The sequence below is a fragment of the Alteribacillus sp. JSM 102045 genome (assembly GCF_041949975.1).
In the GTDB taxonomy this organism is placed as follows: Bacteria; Bacillota; Bacilli; order Bacillales; family Marinococcaceae; genus Alteribacillus.
On record NZ_JBHFQG010000001.1, the window covers coordinates 245,826 to 264,563 of the forward strand.

Here is an 18,738-nt window from a genome sequence, read left to right on the forward strand (position 1 = left end):
ATATCCTACACTTGGAAATGTAAACGATAACAAATCCACTGCAGGAGTTGATCATATGAGAGCACATAATGTATTAATTGTAGGCGGAGGCAGTACGTGGACGCCTGGACTTTTGAAAAGTATTTGCGCAAGAAAAAATAGCTTTCCGATAAATCGCTTAGTCATGCTTGATATTAATGAGGAACGGCAAAAAATTATCGGTGAGTATGCGAAGGTTTTGTTCCAAGAAGAGTATCCGGAGTTGGATTTTCACTATACAACCAATAAAGAAGAGGCTTTTCGGGAAGATCTAGATTTTGTTTTCGTTCAAATGCGCACTGGGGGTTATACCATGCGTGAAAAAGACGAGAAAATTCCACTGCAACTGGGTGTTATTGGCCAGGAAACATGTGGTCCGGGAGGATTTGCATATGGGATGCGTTCTATTCGTGACATGGTACAGCTAGTAGAGGATGTGCGAGCAAAGACAAAAGATGCCTGGATATTAAATTATACAAATCCAGCTGCTATAGTTGCCGATGCGATAGGACGTATCTTTCCGGAGGATAAACGTATTTTGAATATTTGTGACCAGCCTGAAAATCTGCTTCGTTCTTATGGACGTATTCTTGATAAAGATCCTCGTGAATTTGATCCAGTCTACTTTGGCTTGAATCACTTTGGCTGGTTTACAAATCTTTACGATGAAAATGGAAATGATTTACTACCAGAATTGCGTGAGAAAATCTTGAGTGGTGGATTTCGTCCAGTTGATTACGAACAGCGGGATCAATCGTGGCTTGATACTTATTCCATGGTAGAGCAAATTGTTCAAGACTTTCCCGATTATCTGCCAAACACTTATTTACAATACTATCTCTATCCCGATAAAGTGAAGCAAAAACTTGATCCTGATTTCACCCGTGCCAATGAGGTGATGGCTGGTCGTGAAAAACGAGTTTTTGAGGAGTGCGAACGGGTTGCAGAAATGGGAACTTCTCAGGAATCGAAAGTAGTTCACAATGATGCGCATGGAGAATTTATTTTAGTAGTCGCAGAATCAATTGCTTACAATAAAGGAAGTCATTTTATCGTTATTTTGAAAAACGAAGGATTGGTTGAAAACTTACCAGAAGATGCAATGGTTGAAGTAACAGCAAGCCTAACTGCTAATGGCCCGCGTCCTTACAGTGTTGGAAAGATTCCAACCTTTTATAAAGGATTAATTGAAGGACAATTTGCATATGAAAAACTTACCGTAGAGGCTTATTTAGAAGGGTCTTATGATAAAGCGCTTCAAGCTTTGACCTTAAACCGAACGGTAGTATCTGCTTCAAAAGCACGAGACGTTTTAGATGCACTTATTGAAGCTAATCGAGGATACTGGCCTGAACTGCGTTCGGAACGGCCAGCACCTGCTTTGGTATAATTTTATCTCCTTAAGGAACGGTAGTTATAGCTATCGTTCCTTTCTTCCACAGTTGAGTATGCGTTTACATAAAGGGTGAAAGGGTGACATTTTCGATGAAAAATTTTAACTTTGAGTTTTTTCAGCGTCTTGGCAAAACGTTTATGGTAGTTATTTCATTACTTCCTGCTGCCGGGCTGCTGCTTGGTATTGGAACAACACTGCAATCGGAATATTTAATAGAGTACTTACCGTTTTTAGAAAATGATGTTTGGCAGATGACAGCTTCTTTAATGAGAGAAGCAGGGAATGCTATTTTTAGTAACCTCGGGGTGTTATTTGCTGTTGGCATAGCCGGAAGCTGGACAGGCGGCAAAGCAGCGGCAGCTCTGTCAGCTTTAGTTGGTTATATTATTATGCATACTGTAATCGGAACGGTGCTGGGAATCACCGCAGAAACAGCAGAAGAAGCAGGGAATGCAATGGAATTAGGTATTCCAACATTGCAAGTTGGAGTATTTGGTGGAATTGTTGTTGGATTTGCAGCTGCTGCACTCTATCAGAAGTTTCACGACTTTAAAATGCCGGAATTGTTATCATTTTTTGGTGGTGCACGTTTTGTGCCAATTGTCACAGCAGGTTCTTCCATTGTCATCGCTTTAATAATGACAGCAGTTTGGCCTTCCGTACAGAGCCTCATTTTTTCGATGGGAAATGCTTTAGCAGGTGAAAATACGCCGATGTTTTTTATGTTTATTTATGGGTTGGTGGAACGAGCCCTGATTCCATTTGGACTTCATCATATTTTTTATATTCCAATTCGTTTCTCAGAAGTGGGAGGGATGTATACAACGCTTGCCGGAAATGTGGTTTCGGGTGATACAGCAATGTATATGGCGCAGCTTGCTGACAGACAAATGGACTCCACAGTTGAGATTACAGCTGGACGTTTCATGGCCGGTAAGTTTCCATTTGTACTGTTTGGCTTACCGGCTGTAGCATTAGCCATGTATCATATGGCAAAACCAGAAAACAAAAAGGCAGTAGGCGGTCTGCTATTTACAGCAGCGGGTACTGCTTTTCTTACGGGAATCACGGAACCAATAGAGTTTACATTTTTATTTGTCGCCCCTCTACTTTATGTTTTCCATAGTATTATGGCAGGGTTCTCTTTTATGCTTATGTATATTTTAGATGTAAACATTGGTTATGCTGGTGGTTCAGGTCTTATTGACTTTATGTTATTTGGCGTTCTTCCTGGAGTGGGAGAACCATGGTATTTGGCGGTATTGGTCGGTTTAGCAATGGCTGTTGTATATTATGCTGTTTTCAGGTTTGTAATTAAAAAATGGAATTTGCTAACCCCGGGCCGTGGAAATGAAGATTCCAATAGATTGTATTCAAAAGAGGATTTCCAGAGCAAAGGGAAAAATGAACAAAATGATAAGGCCTACAAAGTATTGGCTGCTCTAGGTGGCGAGGCCAATATTAAAAATATTGATGCATGCATTACACGTCTTCGAGTTAGTGTAAACGACAAACAGCAGGTAGATCACGGTCAATTGAAACAGCTTGGAGCGCGTGGAGTCCTTGAAGTAGGTAACGGAATACAGGCAATATTCGGACCGACTGCAGAGGTGTTAAAAAACCAAATAAGCGATATTATAGAAAATAATAAATCAGCTTGAAAAGGATAGAGTCCAGCATCCGGCAAATGATGCTGGACTTTATATAGCAATAGGAAACAAATTATTGGTTTAGCAGTTAAGCATTAGCTGCAGTGCTTAGGGCGTATCACTCAAAAGGAATTAAGCCCACGCAGCTTTATAATTTTTCAACAAGAAATAGACTCATTCTTCTGGATATAGTACATTAGATGAACAGAACACCGTAGTCAGGGAGATACAAATGAAAGGTTTTTTTAATAAATACAAAACATTGAGCCTGCAGACATGGATCACATTGCTTGTATGTCTTGTACTAATTGTTGCTTTATCTGTAACAGGTTTTTTAATTGGAAGGGATACAGCAAAGAACGCACGGGAAGCGCAGGAAGAAAAAACAATGAATATTGCTAATGCAGTTAGTCATGCTCCTGCGGTTGTTAACGGTTTAACAGCAGCAGGGCAGTCTGCAGCCATTCAATCCTATACTCTTGAGGTACAGGCAAACACAAACGTAGAATATATAGTGGTTATGGACATGGACCATATTCGACAGTCTCATCCTGTAGAAGAGAGGATTGGCCAGTATTTTGTGGGCGGAGATGAAGACAAAGCATTTACAGGAGAACGTTATACGTCTGTTGCTGAAGGGACGCTTGGTGAGTCGCTTCGTTCTTTTGTGCCTATTTTAAATAAAAATGACGAACAAATTGGGGTCGTATCCGTCGGTATTTTATTAGATAATGTAGAGAGTGTAGTGATCGATCAGCAGCGCATGGTTTATATCGGGACAGGAGCAGGCATGATGATTGGTATTCTTGGAGCCGTCATTCTTGCCCGCCGTGTGAAGCGCACCCTTCATGGCCTGGAACCAAGAGAGATAGCCCAGCTGCTGCAGGAAAGAGAAGCCATGCTGGCATCCGTTCGGGAAGGGATTATCGCGATAAATGAAAAAGGAACCATTGTCGTTGCAAACGATGCAGCAAAAGAGCTCTTTCGCCGGGCTGGATTAATGAAAGATCCAATAGGACAGGATTCCGAATCGTTTTTAAAATCTCCTCTTTTAAAGGATGTACTTAGCCACCAAAAAGCGGAGTTTGACCAAGAGCAATTATTAAATGGAATTGCTTTGGTAGTAAGTCGTGTGCCGGTATTAACGAATGGTCAAGTAGTAGGAGCGATTGCAACATTTCGCGACAAATCAGAGCTTGCTTCTCTTGTAGAACAGCTGACTGGCGCTAAACATTACGCCGAAACCTTACGCGAGCAGACCCATGAATTTATGAACAAGCTGCATGTGATGTCAGCCATGGTTCATACTGAATCTTATCAGGAACTTCAGGATTACATTAAACAACTATCAAACACATATCAAAAGGAAGTAGGTTCTGTGTCCCGGATTGTAAAAGATCCTGTTTTAGCAGGATTTTTACTGAATAAATGTAGTCAGTTTCAAGAACATGGGACAGTTGTCGAACTGAAAGGTGATTTTCCACTGCCTTTATTAAAGGATACAGAAAAGATGGACGCCCTTATTACGATTATCGGAAATTTAAGCGAAAATGCATACGAAGCCATAGCAGACCAGAAAGAAAAACAAATAGAGATGACCATTAATTATATAAATAATTATTTTTACTTTACAATTAAAGATAACGGCCCTGGCATGAGTAATTATGCCCGAGAGACCCTATTTCATAAAGGAAGTTCTACAAAAGGAGAACATAGAGGAATTGGAATGTACTTAACTAAGAAAGCGCTGCAAGAATTAAATGGAACAATAAGCGTTTTCTCAGAAGAAGAGAAAGGGACGGTATTTGAAGTGAAGATTCCATATGAAGGTGACGAATAATGATAAAGGTGTTAATTGTAGAAGATGATCCAATGGTAGCAAAGTTTAATCGAGTGTACTTGGAAAAAGTAGATGGATTTGAGGCAGCCGGCGTTGTTCATAATGTCTCGGAAGCATGGGAATTTTTAAAGAAAGAGGAGGTGGGTTTGCTTTTATTAGATGTTTATATGGCAAAAACAACCGGGCTTGAAATGTTGATGGAACTTAGAAAAAGCGGCAGTCCTGTTGACGTTATTATCATCACGGCAGCTAATGATAATTATTCCGTCCAGACGGCACTCCGTTACGGAGCAGTTGATTATTTAATTAAACCTTTTGATTTTGAGCGTTTTAAGGAGTCGTTGCTGCTTTATAAGAAAAAGCAGGCTCTTATCAATGAGACTGAATCTGTAAGCCAGGAAGAACTGGATCCCTTTTTATTAAACAGGGAAGAATCAGAGGAAAAGGTGGACTCACTCCCAAAAGGGCTCACTCCTATCACGTTTTCAAGGATTGCTAAACAAATAAAAGCCTGGCAGGATCGAAACTTTTCGGCTGGAGAGGTAGCAGAAGCAACTGGTATTTCAAGAGTATCGGTTCGTAAATATTTACACTATTTAGTAGATATTAATGTGTTAGAAGCTGACGTTATTTATCAATCAACCGGCAGGCCGCTGCATCAATTCCGGTTAAGAATAGATAAAATTGATGTTATTAACACTTTTATAGCAGCAGATAATGGGTAACCTTGGTTGCTTTCTTTTTTTATCGCTTTCTTATTTTTTTTAGTTACAAAAGATTTGGATTACTTACGAAAGGTGTACTTTCACCCTTCAATCTTTTACAGTAATTAGAAAGCGTTTACAGCATGAAGGGAGGATTTATTATGACTAAAGGAACTGCAGCTTCCATTTGGAAAAGCCTTTGGTCGTCCCATGCGCAGACAAAAAAGCTGCTGACTTTCTCTCAAATCAGACAAGCAGGAAAGGCTGCCGAATCGAAAAAGCATAAAGCTGATTCTGCAGTAGGAAGCGGTCCGGGAGGCCCAGGCGGCCCAGGTGGGAATTCTGGTGATGACGAGGAAAAACCAGCATATACAAGAGCGCAGTTTGTAGGACTTCTATTAGGACCTTTATTGTTTATCTTTACATTATTGTTTTTTAATCCAGAAGGGTTAAATGCAGATGCAAAAGCTGTTTTGGCAGCTACACTGTGGATTGCAACATGGTGGATTACAGAGGCAATTCCAATTCCGGCAACTTCGCTTTTGCCGATTATTCTATTGCCGATTACAGGAGCCCTTGATGGAGATACGGTGTTCTCTTCCTATGGGGACAATATTATTTTCTTATTTCTAGGTGGTTTCTTTATTGCTACGGCAATGGAGAAATGGAATCTTCATAAGCGAATTGCTCTGAATATTATTTCAATTATTGGGACAAGCACAAGAAAAATCATATTAGGTTTTATGATTGCAAGTGGTTTTCTGTCGATGTGGGTGTCAAACACAGCGGCTGTTATGATGATGATTCCGATTGGTTTGGCTATTACGTATCAAGTGTCACAGGCCGTAAAAGGAGACAAGTATGAGGCTGATGTTCCGAAGTTTGAAAAAGCTATCATTTTTGGTATAGGTTATTCAGGAACGATTGGAGGGCTTGGAACGTTAATTGGAACACCACCAAATAGTATATTAGCAGGTACGGTGGACAGTCTTTATGGAGTACAAATCTCCTTTGCCGGCTGGATGGCATTTGCAGTACCCCTGGTTGCTATCTTATTGATTAGTGCATGGTTATATCTTACGAGAATTGTATATCCAATCAGCATGCAGCAGCTGCCTGGCGGGCGTGAACTGATTCAGCGTGAAAAAACGGCACTTGGCAATACGTCGTACGAAGAAAAAGCAGTACTTGCTGTCTTCTTGTTCGCTGCATTTATGTGGATTACGCGTTCATTTATTTGGGAAGACATTGTAGGAGTTCCAGGTATCGGTGACGGAATGATTGCAATGACAGCTACTATCCTTCTTTTCATGATTCCCGCTAAAGAAAAAGAAGCAACAAAGTTATTAGAATGGGAGGATTCAAGAGAAATTCCATGGGGAATTCTTCTTCTATTTGGAGGCGGTCTCGCCATTGCTTCCGGTTTTAGTGAAACAGAGCTGTCTAATTGGATTGGTGAACAGTTAACTGTCCTTGAAGGCATGAACTTTATTCTTATCGTTCTTGTAGCGACAGCATTGGTACTGTTCTTAACCGAAATTACTTCCAATACAGCGACAGGAACGATGATTTTACCTGTAGTAGCTTCCCTGGCATTTGCTTTAAATGTACACCCTTATGCCCTAATGGTACCGTGTGCGATGGCAGCAAACTGTGCGTTCATGCTTCCAGTCGGAACGCCGCCGAACGCGATTATATTTGGAACAGGTAAACTGAAAATCATTCAGATGGTGCAGAATGGTTTTTGGCTAAATATCCTCGCTATTATTATAATTGTGCTGTCGGTAACATTCTATTTACCAGCTATTTGGGGGATTGATCTGAAAAGTATTCCATCTCAATTTAGGTAATAATGATGAGAAACCGTCCTGAAAAGAAGGGGCGTTTTTTCTTTGTGGGGAATTTTGCCAGGGGATTCGTTTCTTTATCGCTTGTAAAATGATTTAAAACGTTTGATTTGAAGCAAATAACGAATCCAGTAAGAAAACCATGAAAATAGAGGATTTCTATGGTTCCACAAACCTTGTGCGAACCAGGATTATACAGAGAACTGGTGTTTTTCTTAAAAAATTTTTTGACTGACATCATGCTGACATAAATATTCTTTAAAGTAAAAAATGTGATCGGCGGGAGCTGATCAAAACAAATATTTCAGGAGGGAAGTGAGGTGCTATGGAACCGTAAAGGTAATTATCTTCTGGCATCCGTTTTGTCTATAGGAATCATTGGTACAACACCAGGTCTAACAGCTGCCAACCAATATTCGACAGACAGCATAGCTGCCAAAAAAGAAGTCCGCCATGACGAATCAAGCTTTTCTCCCAGTAACACAGCTAATGATTTTAATCAAAAAAGCAGCAATCCAATGACAACAGAGAAATCAGCAGAGTATGATATCTCCATAGAGAATAAAAACATCAAAGAAGATGCTCAGGAAGTAAAAGAAGCAGACACGAAACACTATGCTACTGAATTAGGAATAAACACCGAAGGAAAAGATATGGATACGCTGTCTGAAGAAGTGAGAGAAGAAGCTTTAAAGAAAAAAGCAGCTGACTTAGGAATTGAGACAAACGGAAAAGACGTGAATGAGCTAGTAAAAGAAGTGAGCCTTACAGAACTAACAAAAGAAGCAAAAGAGCTAGGCATTGACCCAAAAGGAAAAGAAGTACAGCAGATAATGGTTGAGATAAAAGAAAAACAAATCCAGTTAGCAGCAGAAGAGATCGGTTTAGAAACTGCTGATAAAAGCTCAAAAGAAATTCTGGACGAAATTATAACCGAGCATGAGGAAGAAGCAAAACATTTAGATATCTTCCCTGCTGGAAAACATGATGTTGACCCCTTAATGTATGAATAAATAATGCAGTGTTGTCCCCCAGCAGCCCTGCATGAAAGCAAGAACCCCTTTGCTGTAAGCAGCGCATATAAAAAAGCGATCAAACGGCTAAAACTTTTTCATTGACCCCCCTTTTGATAGATATACGGAAATCCCCTGATTGATAAATCGGGGGTTTCCTTTTGTAATAACAGAAATCTAATAAAGAAAAGACATTGAAATTGGAAGTGGCCTTATTTTTTTCTTATACTATTAGAAAAGCGATATAGAACTTGTTCAGCAGCTTCATGTCCCATTTGCTTTACTGGGAAAGTGAAGGAGTGAAGATTATTATGACCAGAATATTAATCATAGAGGATGAAGTAGCAATCAGCAAAGTACTGCAGGCTTATATGCAGAAAGAAGGCTATGAAGTAAAAGCTGTCTTTCATGGTGATGAAGCCATGCCGGCTTTTCATGACATGCATCCAGATCTCGCGCTTGTTGATGTTATGCTTCCAGGTAAAGATGGATGGAACATTTTAGATCAAATTCGCGAAGAAAGTGCCTGTCCAGTTATTATGCTGACCGCTCTTGGAGATGTGGATTATCGTTTGAAAGGGCTCAACAGCGGAGCAGATGATTATATCGCTAAACCCTTTGATGCCAGTGAAGTAGTTGCCAGGGTAAAAGCGGTTTTGCGCCGAACAGGCCAAACCTTTCAAGAAGAGGAAGTAAAGCATTACGGTAGTTTGACACTGAACGAAAGAGCTCATAGTGTCAAATTAAATGGGGTGGACGTTCCGTTGACACCAAGAGACTTATCTTTGTTGTTTTTTCTCGCCAAACATCCGAATCAAACATTTGACAGAGAGCAGTTGATTGAACATGTCTGGGGTATTGATTATGAAGGCAGTGACCGGGCGGTGGATTTATCGATTAAACGTATCAGAAAATCACTGCAGAATTGGCCGGAAACAGAAGGGGAAATAAAAACGCTGCGAGGATTGGGGTATCAGTTTTGTGTTTATGAATAACAACCAGAAAATTTCATTGCTTCGCTATTGGACAACACGATATTTCATTACCTTAATTATCGGCCTGATTGTCGTTGCTATTGTTTCTGTTATATGGATCCGGCATACGAACTTAGAGCATCGTTTAAACGTAACAAAGTATTTAGCACAGGAGATTGCGGATCGGTTCGTAGAGGAGCAATCAGGAGAAACAGTACCTCGGGAAGGGGTGCTTGAGTATATTCAAGAGCGCCAGAGCATTATCGGTACAGAACTTGATCCGATCATATATATTGTGGATTCACAAGGAAGAGTGTTATCCAATCCATTTGAAAGAGAGCCTTTTCCTTCTTCTGAAGTTTTTCCGTTAAGCATTTTACAAGCGGAAAGTGAAGTGCAGCGAATCGAGTTAGATAATGGAGTTCAATCATATATCGTAAAAAGACCCATTCAAACAGAGGGAGTAACAGCTGGGTGGGTAGTAATCATTCAGTCTGCCAATCAACTCACACAGATGAATGAAGAGTACAGGCTGCTGGCCATAATGCTTGCTTCGCTTGCGTTAATTGGCTGGGCGACTATTTATTTTCTTTCCAGAAAACTATCAAAGCCAATTCAAGATGTGGCAGTCGCTGCTAAACATGTGCAGGAGCAAAATTATAACTTTACCCTGCCTGAAAACATGAAAGAACAAGAAGTACATGAGCTCGTTCATTCATTTAAAGAAATGTCGAGCCGGCTCCAGCAGCTGGAGGCGCTTCGGTCTGAACTGCTTGCTGGCGTTACCCATGAATTAAAAACACCGATTACATCCATGACTGGGCTCATTCAAGCGGTTCGAGATGATGTTGTAAAAGGAGAAGAAGCGAAAGATTTTCTTGACGTCTCTTTAAATGAAGCCAACCGGATGAAAACGATGGTGGCCGATTTGCTCGAATTTAACTCATTTGCAGCTAACGCCATCCCTATTACAAAAGAAAAGTATGAAGTAAATAAATTAATTAAAGAAATTCTGCATCAATGGAAGGTGGCAAATGACGAAGAAGGATTGGAATTACACAAGCACTTACCAGAAGAAGCAGTACATGCGGAGGTAGACTCTATCAGGCTTCAGCAAATCATGGTGAATTTATTAAATAACGCTAAGCAGGCAGTCAAAGGAAAAGGAATGGTTTCTGTCGCATTAGAAAAAAAGGCGCCCGGCTGGATAGAAATCCAAGTAGAAGATAATGGGCCGGGCGTAAGTGAAGAAGAAAAAGATTTCATTTTTGAACGGTTTTACCGCGGAAAAAATAAAAAATATGACACCCACGGTCTGGGTCTTGGACTGCCATTTAGTAAAATGATTGCTCAAAGCATGGACGGGGACCTTGTTTTAAAAGAAAGCACATCCGGCCGGACGATATTTACGCTGAAACTTCCTGTGCAGAATCAGCCAGAAGAAAAAGCGGAGCCTTCTTAATATGTTTCTAGATCATCAAAAGTAGCCATTTCACGAACCATGGCACAGGCAGAACGCAATATAGGGAAGGCGAGAGCGGCTCCGCTCCCTTCGCCAAGACGCATCTCAAGGTCAAGCAAAGGTTTCTTGTTTAATAGATTTACAGCAATAGCATGCCCTGGTTCTGTAGAATAATGGCCGACAAACATGTAATCAGCGGCCAGCGGCGAAATGGAGCGGGCCGTCACCGCAGCTGTGGCACTGATAAAGCCATCTACAAGAATCGGAACACGGTTAGCGGCAGCTGCGAGCATGGCACCGGTGATGCCTGCTATCTCCAATCCTCCGACTTTTGCTAACACATCGATTGGATCTTTGGTGTCTATCTCTCTTTTTTGCAAAGCGGTATGAAGAATTTGCTGCTTGTGAAGAATACGTTCCGGCGGCAGACCGGTTCCAGGCCCGGTGACGCTGGATGGATTTTTATTAGTAAATGCAGCTATCATTGCACTGCTTGCAGTCGTATTACCGATACCCATTTCACCTAAAATGAGACATTTTATGCCTTTATTAAGGATAAGATGCTCTGCTTCTTCAAATCCGGCTTGAACACTGCGGGCTGCTTCTTCTTTTGTCATAGCGTCTTCTCTTAAAAAGTTGGCAGTACCTGCTTTTATTCTTCTGGAGATGATGCCTTTATCATTTGCCTCTTTTTTCATGCCGATGTCAACCAATTGAAATTCGGCTGTAATTTGATTGGCAAATACATTGATAGCCGCTCCGCCATTTAAGAAATTTCTTGCCATTTGGGCGGTTATATCTTGAGGAAAAGCTGATACTCCTTCTTCCGTGATTCCATGATCTGCGGCAAACACTAGCACGCCAGCTGGGGTTACTTCAGGAAAAGGATTACCTGATATGGCCGCTAATTCGGCTGCGATTTTTTCAAGACGGCCGAGGCTTCCAGGCGGTTTTGTTAAGTTATCTATGTATGCCGTTGCTTTTTTGCCCGCTTCCTTATCTAATGGAGAAATACGGGGTGTCCATTGGGTGTTTGTCATTTCGCTGTTCTCCTTTATAACAAGCTTTGCTGTTATCATACACCTTTTGCCAATATTTTTAAAAGAGAACGCAGTGTGGCTGATATATGGTATGGTTAGAAAAATACTAGTTTTTTGGGCTTTTTAAAGGAAGGGATATGTATGAATAAAAAAATTGTACTTCCGGGCGGTTCTGGTTTTCTTGGGCAATCGCTTGCTTCATTTCTATTGAAAAAAGGATATGACGTAACGATATTAACAAGAGGAAAATCTCGAGTGCAGAATAGCATCCGTTACGTACATTGGGATGGAAGAACGTTAGGGGAGTGGGCAAAAGAGCTCGACGGCTGTTATGCCGTAGTAAACTTCACTGGAAAAAGTGTGAACTGCATTTATACCGAAGAAAATAAAAAAGAAATCATTCGATCTCGTTATTATTCTGTTAGAATCCTGCAAAAGGCTATTCTGTCATGTGAACAGCCGCCCAGGGCATTTGTACAAGCTGGATCTCTTGCCATATTTGGAAACACAAGAGACGTGTGTATAGAAAACTCTCCGCATGGAGAAGGGTTTTCGGTTAAGGTATGCCAGCTTTGGGAAAAAGCATTTTTCGTCACATCCCTTCCACATACAAGGCAGGTCATGCTCCGGATAGGATTTGCCTTGGGCCGTGACGGCGGCGCATTGGAGCCGTTAAAAAAACTAGCAAAATACAATCTCGGCGGCAAAGTTGGACCGGGTAACCAGTACATAAGCTGGGTGCACATCGATGATTTAAATAATATGTTTCTAAAAGCAATCGAGGATCAATCGATGGGAGGTATTTATAACGCAACCGGGCCGCAGCCTGTTACCAATAAAAGCTTTATGAAAACTCTTCGAAAGGTGATGGATAAAGGTTGGGCGCCTCCAGCTCCAACACCGCTTGTATGGGCGGGGGCCTATATAGTAATGGGAACAGAACCAAGTCTAGCGTTGACAGGACGAAACGCCCTTCCCGAAAAACTAATAGATGAGGGATTTACCTTTCACTATAATAATCTCGAAGCAGCTCTGCGTGATTTGCTGAATTGAGTGTGCTTTTTTAGAAAATTGCTGCTCGAAAAAGGAAATAATGAGCCAATATAGTGAAGCGCCAAAAGTTATTACCTTTTTATAAAAAATTTTTTATCTGACATATTGCTGACATAAAATCAGCGTACAGTAAGAATTGTAAAGGATAGATAACAACAATCTCATCTATCCCATCCCCCCTTTTATGTTATAAGGAGGCGCAAACCAGCATCTTAAAAGTAAAAAAAAGCGGTAAGGACCATTCCTTCAGGCGAGCATGATAATTCCTCCTTTTTATAGATAAGCTGATTTGGCAGAGGTCAGCTTACCCATTTTCGCCATGAAGTCTTCCCACACGCAAGCTTTTAAGCCTCCTTATAATCTTTCAAACCCCCGAGTGCAGCAATCGGGGGTTTGTTTGTTGTAGGATGTATTTTTTAATTTCGGGGTAGTGTTGATCTGGATTTATTGAGGTGTTGTGAGGAAAATGGGGGTAATCAACGGGTTCGTTTGAAAATATCTGCTCTCATTTTATAGGCATTATCGATTAGAAGGGTAAATTTCGTATCCATTTCATCAAGCTTGTCCTCGGTATTTTTCTTAAATTCCTGCATTTCAGTCTTGAACTCTTTCATTTCAGCTTTGAATTCATGCATTTTCGATTTTAAATCATACATCTCGCTTTAAAGTCTCTTAACTCTTGTTTGACTTCTTTGACTTCAGCTCTTAGCTTCTGTGTATCTTCTGAAATAGCTGCAATATGGCTTAGAACTAGATCTAATTTTTTCTCCAACGTTTGCACTCCTATTAAACTTAGTACAGCACAATTGTTTACTTAAGAGTCTAAAAAGGGAAGAGGATAATAGAAAGTCATTTTCTTTGACCTATAAAAATTAATAGTTATAAACTATTAATGTTAGAAAAATTTGAAAATAAAACATAAGGAGGAGTTACGTATGTATGATGTAATTATAGTTGGAGCAGGACCTGCCGGTGCAAGTGCTGCATTGTTTACGGCAAAAGCAGGAAAGAAAACACTCGTCCTTGATAACGACCAAAGTATGACGAAAGCAGCATGGGTAGAAAATCACTATGGCGTTCCCGAAATAGAAGGACCGAAGCTATTACAGACTGGAAAAGATCAAGCTGAAAAATTAGGCGCAGAATTTGTGAAAACACAGGTTAATAATGTAAAAAAAGTAGACGGCCAGCGTGTAACCGTTGGAACGGATGACGGTGACTATGAAGCGGAGCACGTTATTCTAACAACTGGCGGAAATACCAAGCTGGCTGAAATGTCAGGTATAAAAACGACGGAAGGTACAGAACCACGTATTAAAACAATTATTGATACCGATCATGCAGGAAAAACAAGTGTGGAAGGTGTATGGGCAGCTGGCACGGTTGCAGGAGTGAGTGTGCACACCATTATCACAGCAGGCGACGGTGCAAAAGTAGCGATTAATGTACTTACCGAAATGAACGGCGAACGCTATGTCGATCATGACGTCTTAAAATCCAAATAAATAGACAAAAAAGGTGTCGTCCTTTGTGGGGATCGGCACCTTTTTAGATGAAAAAGCTTTTACTTATTTAAGCGCTTGATAGCTGGAAAAAGTTCAGATAATGAACGGATGCATGCTGTATTATACCGGGTCGTTGTGCACCCGTGCGGATCGATAAGAACAGCATGCATGCCTAGTTTCTCCGCAGGAACAATATCATTTAAATAGTTATCGCCGATAGATACCGTTTCATGAGGCTTCAGATGTTCCGTTTCTATTATTCGAGCAAAATGTTCTTCTGTGTGTACAGGCTTTTTGGCGTCTGTAATTACTTCATGAAAAATTCCTTTAAAGTCTAGTGTTTCAAGCAGCTGTGCGGCATCGTCAGTTTTTGAGTTTGTAATAAGAAAAAGCTTCATATGTTTGCTAAGGTGCAGAAGGGCCTGACGCCGTTCAGGATGCTCTTCAAATTGGAAATCTTCCGTTTGCATATATGCTTTCGTCTTATGATAAGCTTCATACGTATCGGCTGCGCCATAATGTTTAGCCGCTGCCACAGGAAGCCACCAGCCATCACCAATCGCTATCATTGAGTCAAAATCATACACGATAGGTTCTGAATAATAATCTTCTCCTTTTGAAATGAGTTCCCCATCCCAGCTCCAGACTCTTCTGACACGGTTTGTGCCAGGATCTACTTCTAGTATACGGTCATGCTCCACATCATAAACCCTGCCAATAGCTGCTGGATGGTCGCCCTTCAGCATTTTTTCATAGTCTTTTCTAAAGGAAGCGCGATGCTTTTCTTCTAGCATGTCTTCGAGTAATGCGGCGTAGTATTTAAAATGATGAGTGTCTTCATACAACGTGCCATCCAAGTCAAATATAGCTGCTTTTATATTTTTCAATAGCAAAATAATGAATCCTTTCTTTTGGCTTATTATTGGATGTCTAAGGTATTTTTATTATAAGATATAATTTTTATAGCACACATGTATTAGGCTTTATCGTGGGTAGCTCCGTTCTGGCTGGATGGCATGTGTGAGATTGGCGGGATCGCACTCGGACCCTCATTCCGTTATTAGCTGCCTCAAACATCAAGACTTCAAGACAGAGTAAGTTAAACACGCACCGGTATCTGCTGGTTTTGAGAGTTTTCAAAGTTATACTTATCCTCCACAAATACTTGATGCCAAATCATAAAAATAAGAACGGTCCAGATTTTTCGGCTGTAATCGGCTTTGTTTAATGCGTGATTTTCTAAAAGCGATAAGATGTAAGCTTTATCGATAAAGCGATCGGTCTGACTTTCTGCGATTAGGTTTTTGGCCCAGTCATACAGTTCATCTTTCAGCCAGTGCCGGATTGGAACGGGAAACCCTAGTTTTCTTCGGTTATATACATGCTCCGGCACAACTCCATGAAATGCTTCCCGCAGAATTGATTTTGTCGTTTTATTAGCTATAGTGAGGTTAGATGGTATCAGACGAGCTGCGGCGAACACTTCTTTATCGAGAAACGGAACACGCAGTTCCAGTGAATGAGACATTGTCATCTTATCTGCTTTTAATAAAATATCACCCCGCAGCCAGGTGTGTATATCAATGGCCTGCATTTGCTGAACTGGGTCGAGATGTTTCGCTTTTTCAAATATGGGACGAGTCAACGTTTGATAGTTCCAGCTGGCGGAGGCTGTTTTTAAAAATAAACGTTTCTCGGCTTCTTCGAATATTTTCGCATTGCCAATATATCGTTCAGAAAGAGGGGTCGTTCCACGTTCAATAAAACCTTTCCCTTTCATTCGAGCAGGCAGAGCTTGTGCAGCTTGTTTTAAGAAATACTGCATCGTGACCGGACAATAGTCGAAAATTTTTAAAGAAGATGGTTCCCGGTAAATGTTATATCCGCCGAACAGTTCATCCGCCCCTTCTCCAGATAACACCACTTTCACATGTTTCCTGGCTTCTTTTGCTAAAAAATACAGGGGAACGCACGAAGGATCTGCTAGCGGGTCATCCATATGCCACACGATTTTAGGGAGACTGTTTTTGAAGTCTGCAGCTGAAATAGTAAAGCTTTTATTTTCTATTTTTAGTTTGTCCGCTGTTTCTCTTGCTACATCGAGCTCGGAATAGCCTTGTTTTTCAAAGCCAATTGAAAACGTGGTCAAGTCTGGCTTATATTCTTTTGCAATAGATGCAATAATGGCCGAATCAATGCCTCCGGATAAAAAAGAACCAATTGGAACATCGCTTTGTAAATGGGAGTGGACGGATGAAAACAACGTGTCTCTAATGAGCCCCTCCCATTCTTTTTTCTCCCGGTAAACCGGTTGAAAGGAGGGCTCCCAATATTTTGAAATAGTTAACTTCTCCCCCGGTGTTTTCTTAAAATAGCTGCCTGGTTCAAGAACGTATACGCCTTTTGTGATCGTATGCTCAGGTACATATTGAAAGCTCATATAATGCTGAAGTGCTTCTTCATTTATTTCTTCATTTCCAGCGATTAAGCTTTTCTTTTCAGAAGAAAATGTAATTTTATTAGCTTCTTCTTTGTAATACAGAGGTTTGATGCCAAATGGGTCTCTCGCTCCATAAAATTCTACTGCTTTTTTGTCCCAAATAAGAATAGCAAACATGCCGCGGAGATATTGAAACATGTTGACATGCCAATGCGAAAACATCGCGGCAATAACCTCTGCTTCTGAGGAAGTGGAAAAAGTGTATCCATGATCAGCCAGTTTATTTTTTAAGTATAAAAAATTATATATTTCTCCGTTAAACACAATCCAATATCTTCCACTGTCATAACTGACAGGTTGACTGCCGCTTTCTAAATCAATAATACTCAACCGTCTGAAACCTAAAGAAGCATATTCATCGAAATAGTACCCTTTTTCGTCTGGACCACGATGGGATAATATATCGTTTCTTTCTTGAAATAAACATTTATCTTGCTCATTTATTGTTTTTGGAAAATCTGTCAGTTCCCCTAGAAATCCACACATTTTACTGCCTCCATTGTTGTACTTTTTACGAACAACTATTAGACGAAAAAAAAAGGAAAAAGGTGGCAGAAAAAATTAAAAATTTTTATTTGACATGTGTGGAGCGGTACAGTACTCTTTCACATAAGAGTAAACGTTTACTCAAAACGATTGAGGTTATTTTTTTCACCTGTTGAGTACGTTTACTGTATCGGAAGGAAGATGAATGATGAACCCAACGATAAAAGATGTGGCCAAGCATGCAAATGTTTCTATTGCCACTGTTTCAAGAATTTTAAACAGCACCTCTGCCGGCTACTCAGAGAAAACAAAGGAGCGGGTGCAAGCCGCTATCAAAGAGCTGGGATATAAGCCAAACGCCGTGGCACGCGGACTAATTAATAATAAAACACAGACAATCGGGGTGCTTTTTCCTGATGTTTCCAGCATGGTGACCTCAGAACTGCTTCATGGCATTGAAAATGTCACACATCGGTTGGGGCATAGCGTAATCGTGTGCAATACCGCATCGCAAGGAAAGAAAACACTCGACTATTTACAACTATTAAGTGAAAAAAGAGTAGAAGGCATTTTGTTTGCAAGTGAAATGTTGACGGACGAATATTATGAAGCGATTAAAGCTATGAAAGTCCCGGCGGTCCTTGTTTCAACAAAATCCCAGAAGCATCCGATGCCGTATGTCAAAGTTGATGACCGGGATGCTTCCTATACAGCCACTTCCTACTTAATAGAAAAAGGGCACCGCCGAATTGGAATGCTTAGTGGAAATCCCAAAGATATTATATCCGGGCTTCCGAGAATAGAAGGGTTTCAAGCAGCTCTTCGTGATCACGGACTGCTTGATCACGGTGCTTCTGTCTTTCCGGCCAAAGGATTTTCCTATGAAGATGGCATGGAAATGTTTAAAAAGCTGAGAAGAGAAGCAGAAGATATTACGGCGATTTTCGCTGCAAGTGATGAAATGGCAGTCGGAGCGCTCGCTTCTGCTTATAAAATAAATGTGAAAGTCCCGGACGATATTTCTATTATTGGCTATGACAATATTAAGATCTCAGAAATGGCGATTCCGCCGCTTACTACCCTTGCCCAGCCTTTAAGAGAAATGGGAGAAAAAGCAGCTGAACTGCTGTTTGAAACGTTGAATACCGGAGAAGCCAGCGAAAGCATTATGCTGCCTCACCGTATTGTGGAACGCGAGTCAGTGAAAGAGCTGTAGATGCGGTAATTTACTGGCTGCTTCTTTTTACGCAA

General features: G+C 40.8%; 15 protein-coding genes. 11 read left to right on the forward strand and 4 right to left on the reverse strand.

Annotated features, from left to right (window positions below; genetic code table 11):
- Window positions 1–55 precede the first annotated feature (55 nt).
- The 8 genes from ACE1TI_RS01175 (at window position 56) to ACE1TI_RS01210 (ending at window position 10,903) form a co-directional block, all read left to right on the forward strand.
- The gene (locus ACE1TI_RS01175; protein WP_375005733.1) at window positions 56–1,408 is read left to right on the forward strand and encodes a 6-phospho-alpha-glucosidase; all 1,353 of its coding nucleotides are present in this window, start codon (window positions 56–58) and stop codon (window positions 1,406–1,408) included.
- Window positions 1,409–1,503: 95 nt separating this feature from the next.
- Entirely contained in the window at window positions 1,504–3,075 is a 1,572-nt protein-coding gene (gene ptsG, locus ACE1TI_RS01180) for a glucose-specific PTS transporter subunit IIBC (RefSeq protein WP_375005734.1), read from the forward strand.
- A 220-nt stretch (window positions 3,076–3,295) separates the two neighbouring features.
- Window positions 3,296–4,903: a DcuS/MalK family sensor histidine kinase gene (gene dcuS, locus ACE1TI_RS01185; protein WP_375005735.1), complete on the forward strand. Its 1,608-nt coding sequence runs from the start codon at window positions 3,296–3,298 to the stop codon at window positions 4,901–4,903.
- Window positions 4,903–5,628: a response regulator gene (locus ACE1TI_RS01190; protein ID WP_375005736.1), complete on the forward strand. Its 726-nt coding sequence runs from the start codon at window positions 4,903–4,905 to the stop codon at window positions 5,626–5,628. Before dcuS ends, ACE1TI_RS01190 begins: the two co-directional genes overlap by 1 nt.
- Window positions 5,629–5,768: 140 nt before the next feature.
- Entirely contained in the window at window positions 5,769–7,457 is a 1,689-nt protein-coding gene (locus ACE1TI_RS01195) for an SLC13 family permease (RefSeq protein WP_375005737.1), read from the forward strand.
- Window positions 7,458–7,774: 317 nt separating this feature from the next.
- Window positions 7,775–8,467: a hypothetical protein gene (locus tag ACE1TI_RS01200; protein ID WP_375005738.1), complete on the forward strand. Its 693-nt coding sequence runs from the start codon at window positions 7,775–7,777 to the stop codon at window positions 8,465–8,467.
- A gap of 311 nt (window positions 8,468–8,778) precedes the next feature.
- Window positions 8,779–9,462, forward strand: coding sequence for a response regulator (locus tag ACE1TI_RS01205; RefSeq protein ID WP_375005739.1), 684 nt, complete (start codon window positions 8,779–8,781; stop codon window positions 9,460–9,462).
- Window positions 9,455–10,903, forward strand: coding sequence for a HAMP domain-containing sensor histidine kinase (locus ACE1TI_RS01210; RefSeq protein ID WP_375005804.1), 1,449 nt, complete (start codon window positions 9,455–9,457; stop codon window positions 10,901–10,903). The genes ACE1TI_RS01205 and ACE1TI_RS01210 overlap by 8 nt, the downstream gene beginning before the upstream one ends.
- Here the strand turns inward: ACE1TI_RS01210 and cobT are convergent.
- A complete protein-coding gene (cobT, locus tag ACE1TI_RS01215; RefSeq protein WP_375005740.1) occupies window positions 10,900–11,943 on the reverse strand; it encodes a nicotinate-nucleotide--dimethylbenzimidazole phosphoribosyltransferase in 1,044 nt (347 codons plus the stop codon). The genes ACE1TI_RS01210 and cobT overlap by 4 nt on opposite strands.
- A gap of 141 nt (window positions 11,944–12,084) precedes the next feature.
- Between cobT and ACE1TI_RS01220 the strand changes: the two genes are divergently transcribed.
- Window positions 12,085–12,996: a TIGR01777 family oxidoreductase gene (locus tag ACE1TI_RS01220; RefSeq protein WP_375005741.1), complete on the forward strand. Its 912-nt coding sequence runs from the start codon at window positions 12,085–12,087 to the stop codon at window positions 12,994–12,996.
- A 643-nt stretch (window positions 12,997–13,639) separates the two neighbouring features.
- Here ACE1TI_RS01220 and ACE1TI_RS01225 read toward each other — a convergent pair.
- Window positions 13,640–13,768 carry a hypothetical protein gene (locus ACE1TI_RS01225; protein ID WP_375005742.1) on the reverse strand — a complete coding sequence of 43 codons (129 nt, stop codon included), beginning with the start codon at window positions 13,766–13,768 and terminating at the stop codon, window positions 13,640–13,642.
- Between the two features lie 163 nt (window positions 13,769–13,931).
- On the opposite strand from ACE1TI_RS01225, the gene ACE1TI_RS01230 reads away from it, so the two are divergent.
- Window positions 13,932–14,501 carry an FAD-dependent oxidoreductase gene (locus ACE1TI_RS01230; RefSeq protein WP_375005743.1) on the forward strand — a complete coding sequence of 190 codons (570 nt, stop codon included), beginning with the start codon at window positions 13,932–13,934 and terminating at the stop codon, window positions 14,499–14,501.
- Window positions 14,502–14,560: 59 nt separating this feature from the next.
- On the opposite strand, the gene ACE1TI_RS01235 is transcribed toward ACE1TI_RS01230, so the two are convergent.
- Complete coding sequence (locus tag ACE1TI_RS01235; protein ID WP_375005744.1) at window positions 14,561–15,394, reverse strand: HAD family hydrolase; 834 nt, start codon at window positions 15,392–15,394, stop codon at window positions 14,561–14,563.
- Window positions 15,395–15,600: 206 nt separating this feature from the next.
- Window positions 15,601–17,487, reverse strand: a complete 1,887-nt coding sequence (gene asnB, locus ACE1TI_RS01240) for an asparagine synthase (glutamine-hydrolyzing) (protein ID WP_375005745.1) — start codon at window positions 17,485–17,487, stop codon at window positions 15,601–15,603.
- A gap of 205 nt (window positions 17,488–17,692) precedes the next feature.
- Between asnB and ACE1TI_RS01245 the strand changes: the two genes are divergently transcribed.
- A complete protein-coding gene (locus ACE1TI_RS01245) occupies window positions 17,693–18,703 on the forward strand; it encodes a LacI family DNA-binding transcriptional regulator (protein ID WP_375005746.1) in 1,011 nt (336 codons plus the stop codon).
- The last annotated feature ends 35 nt before the right edge of the window (window positions 18,704–18,738 follow it).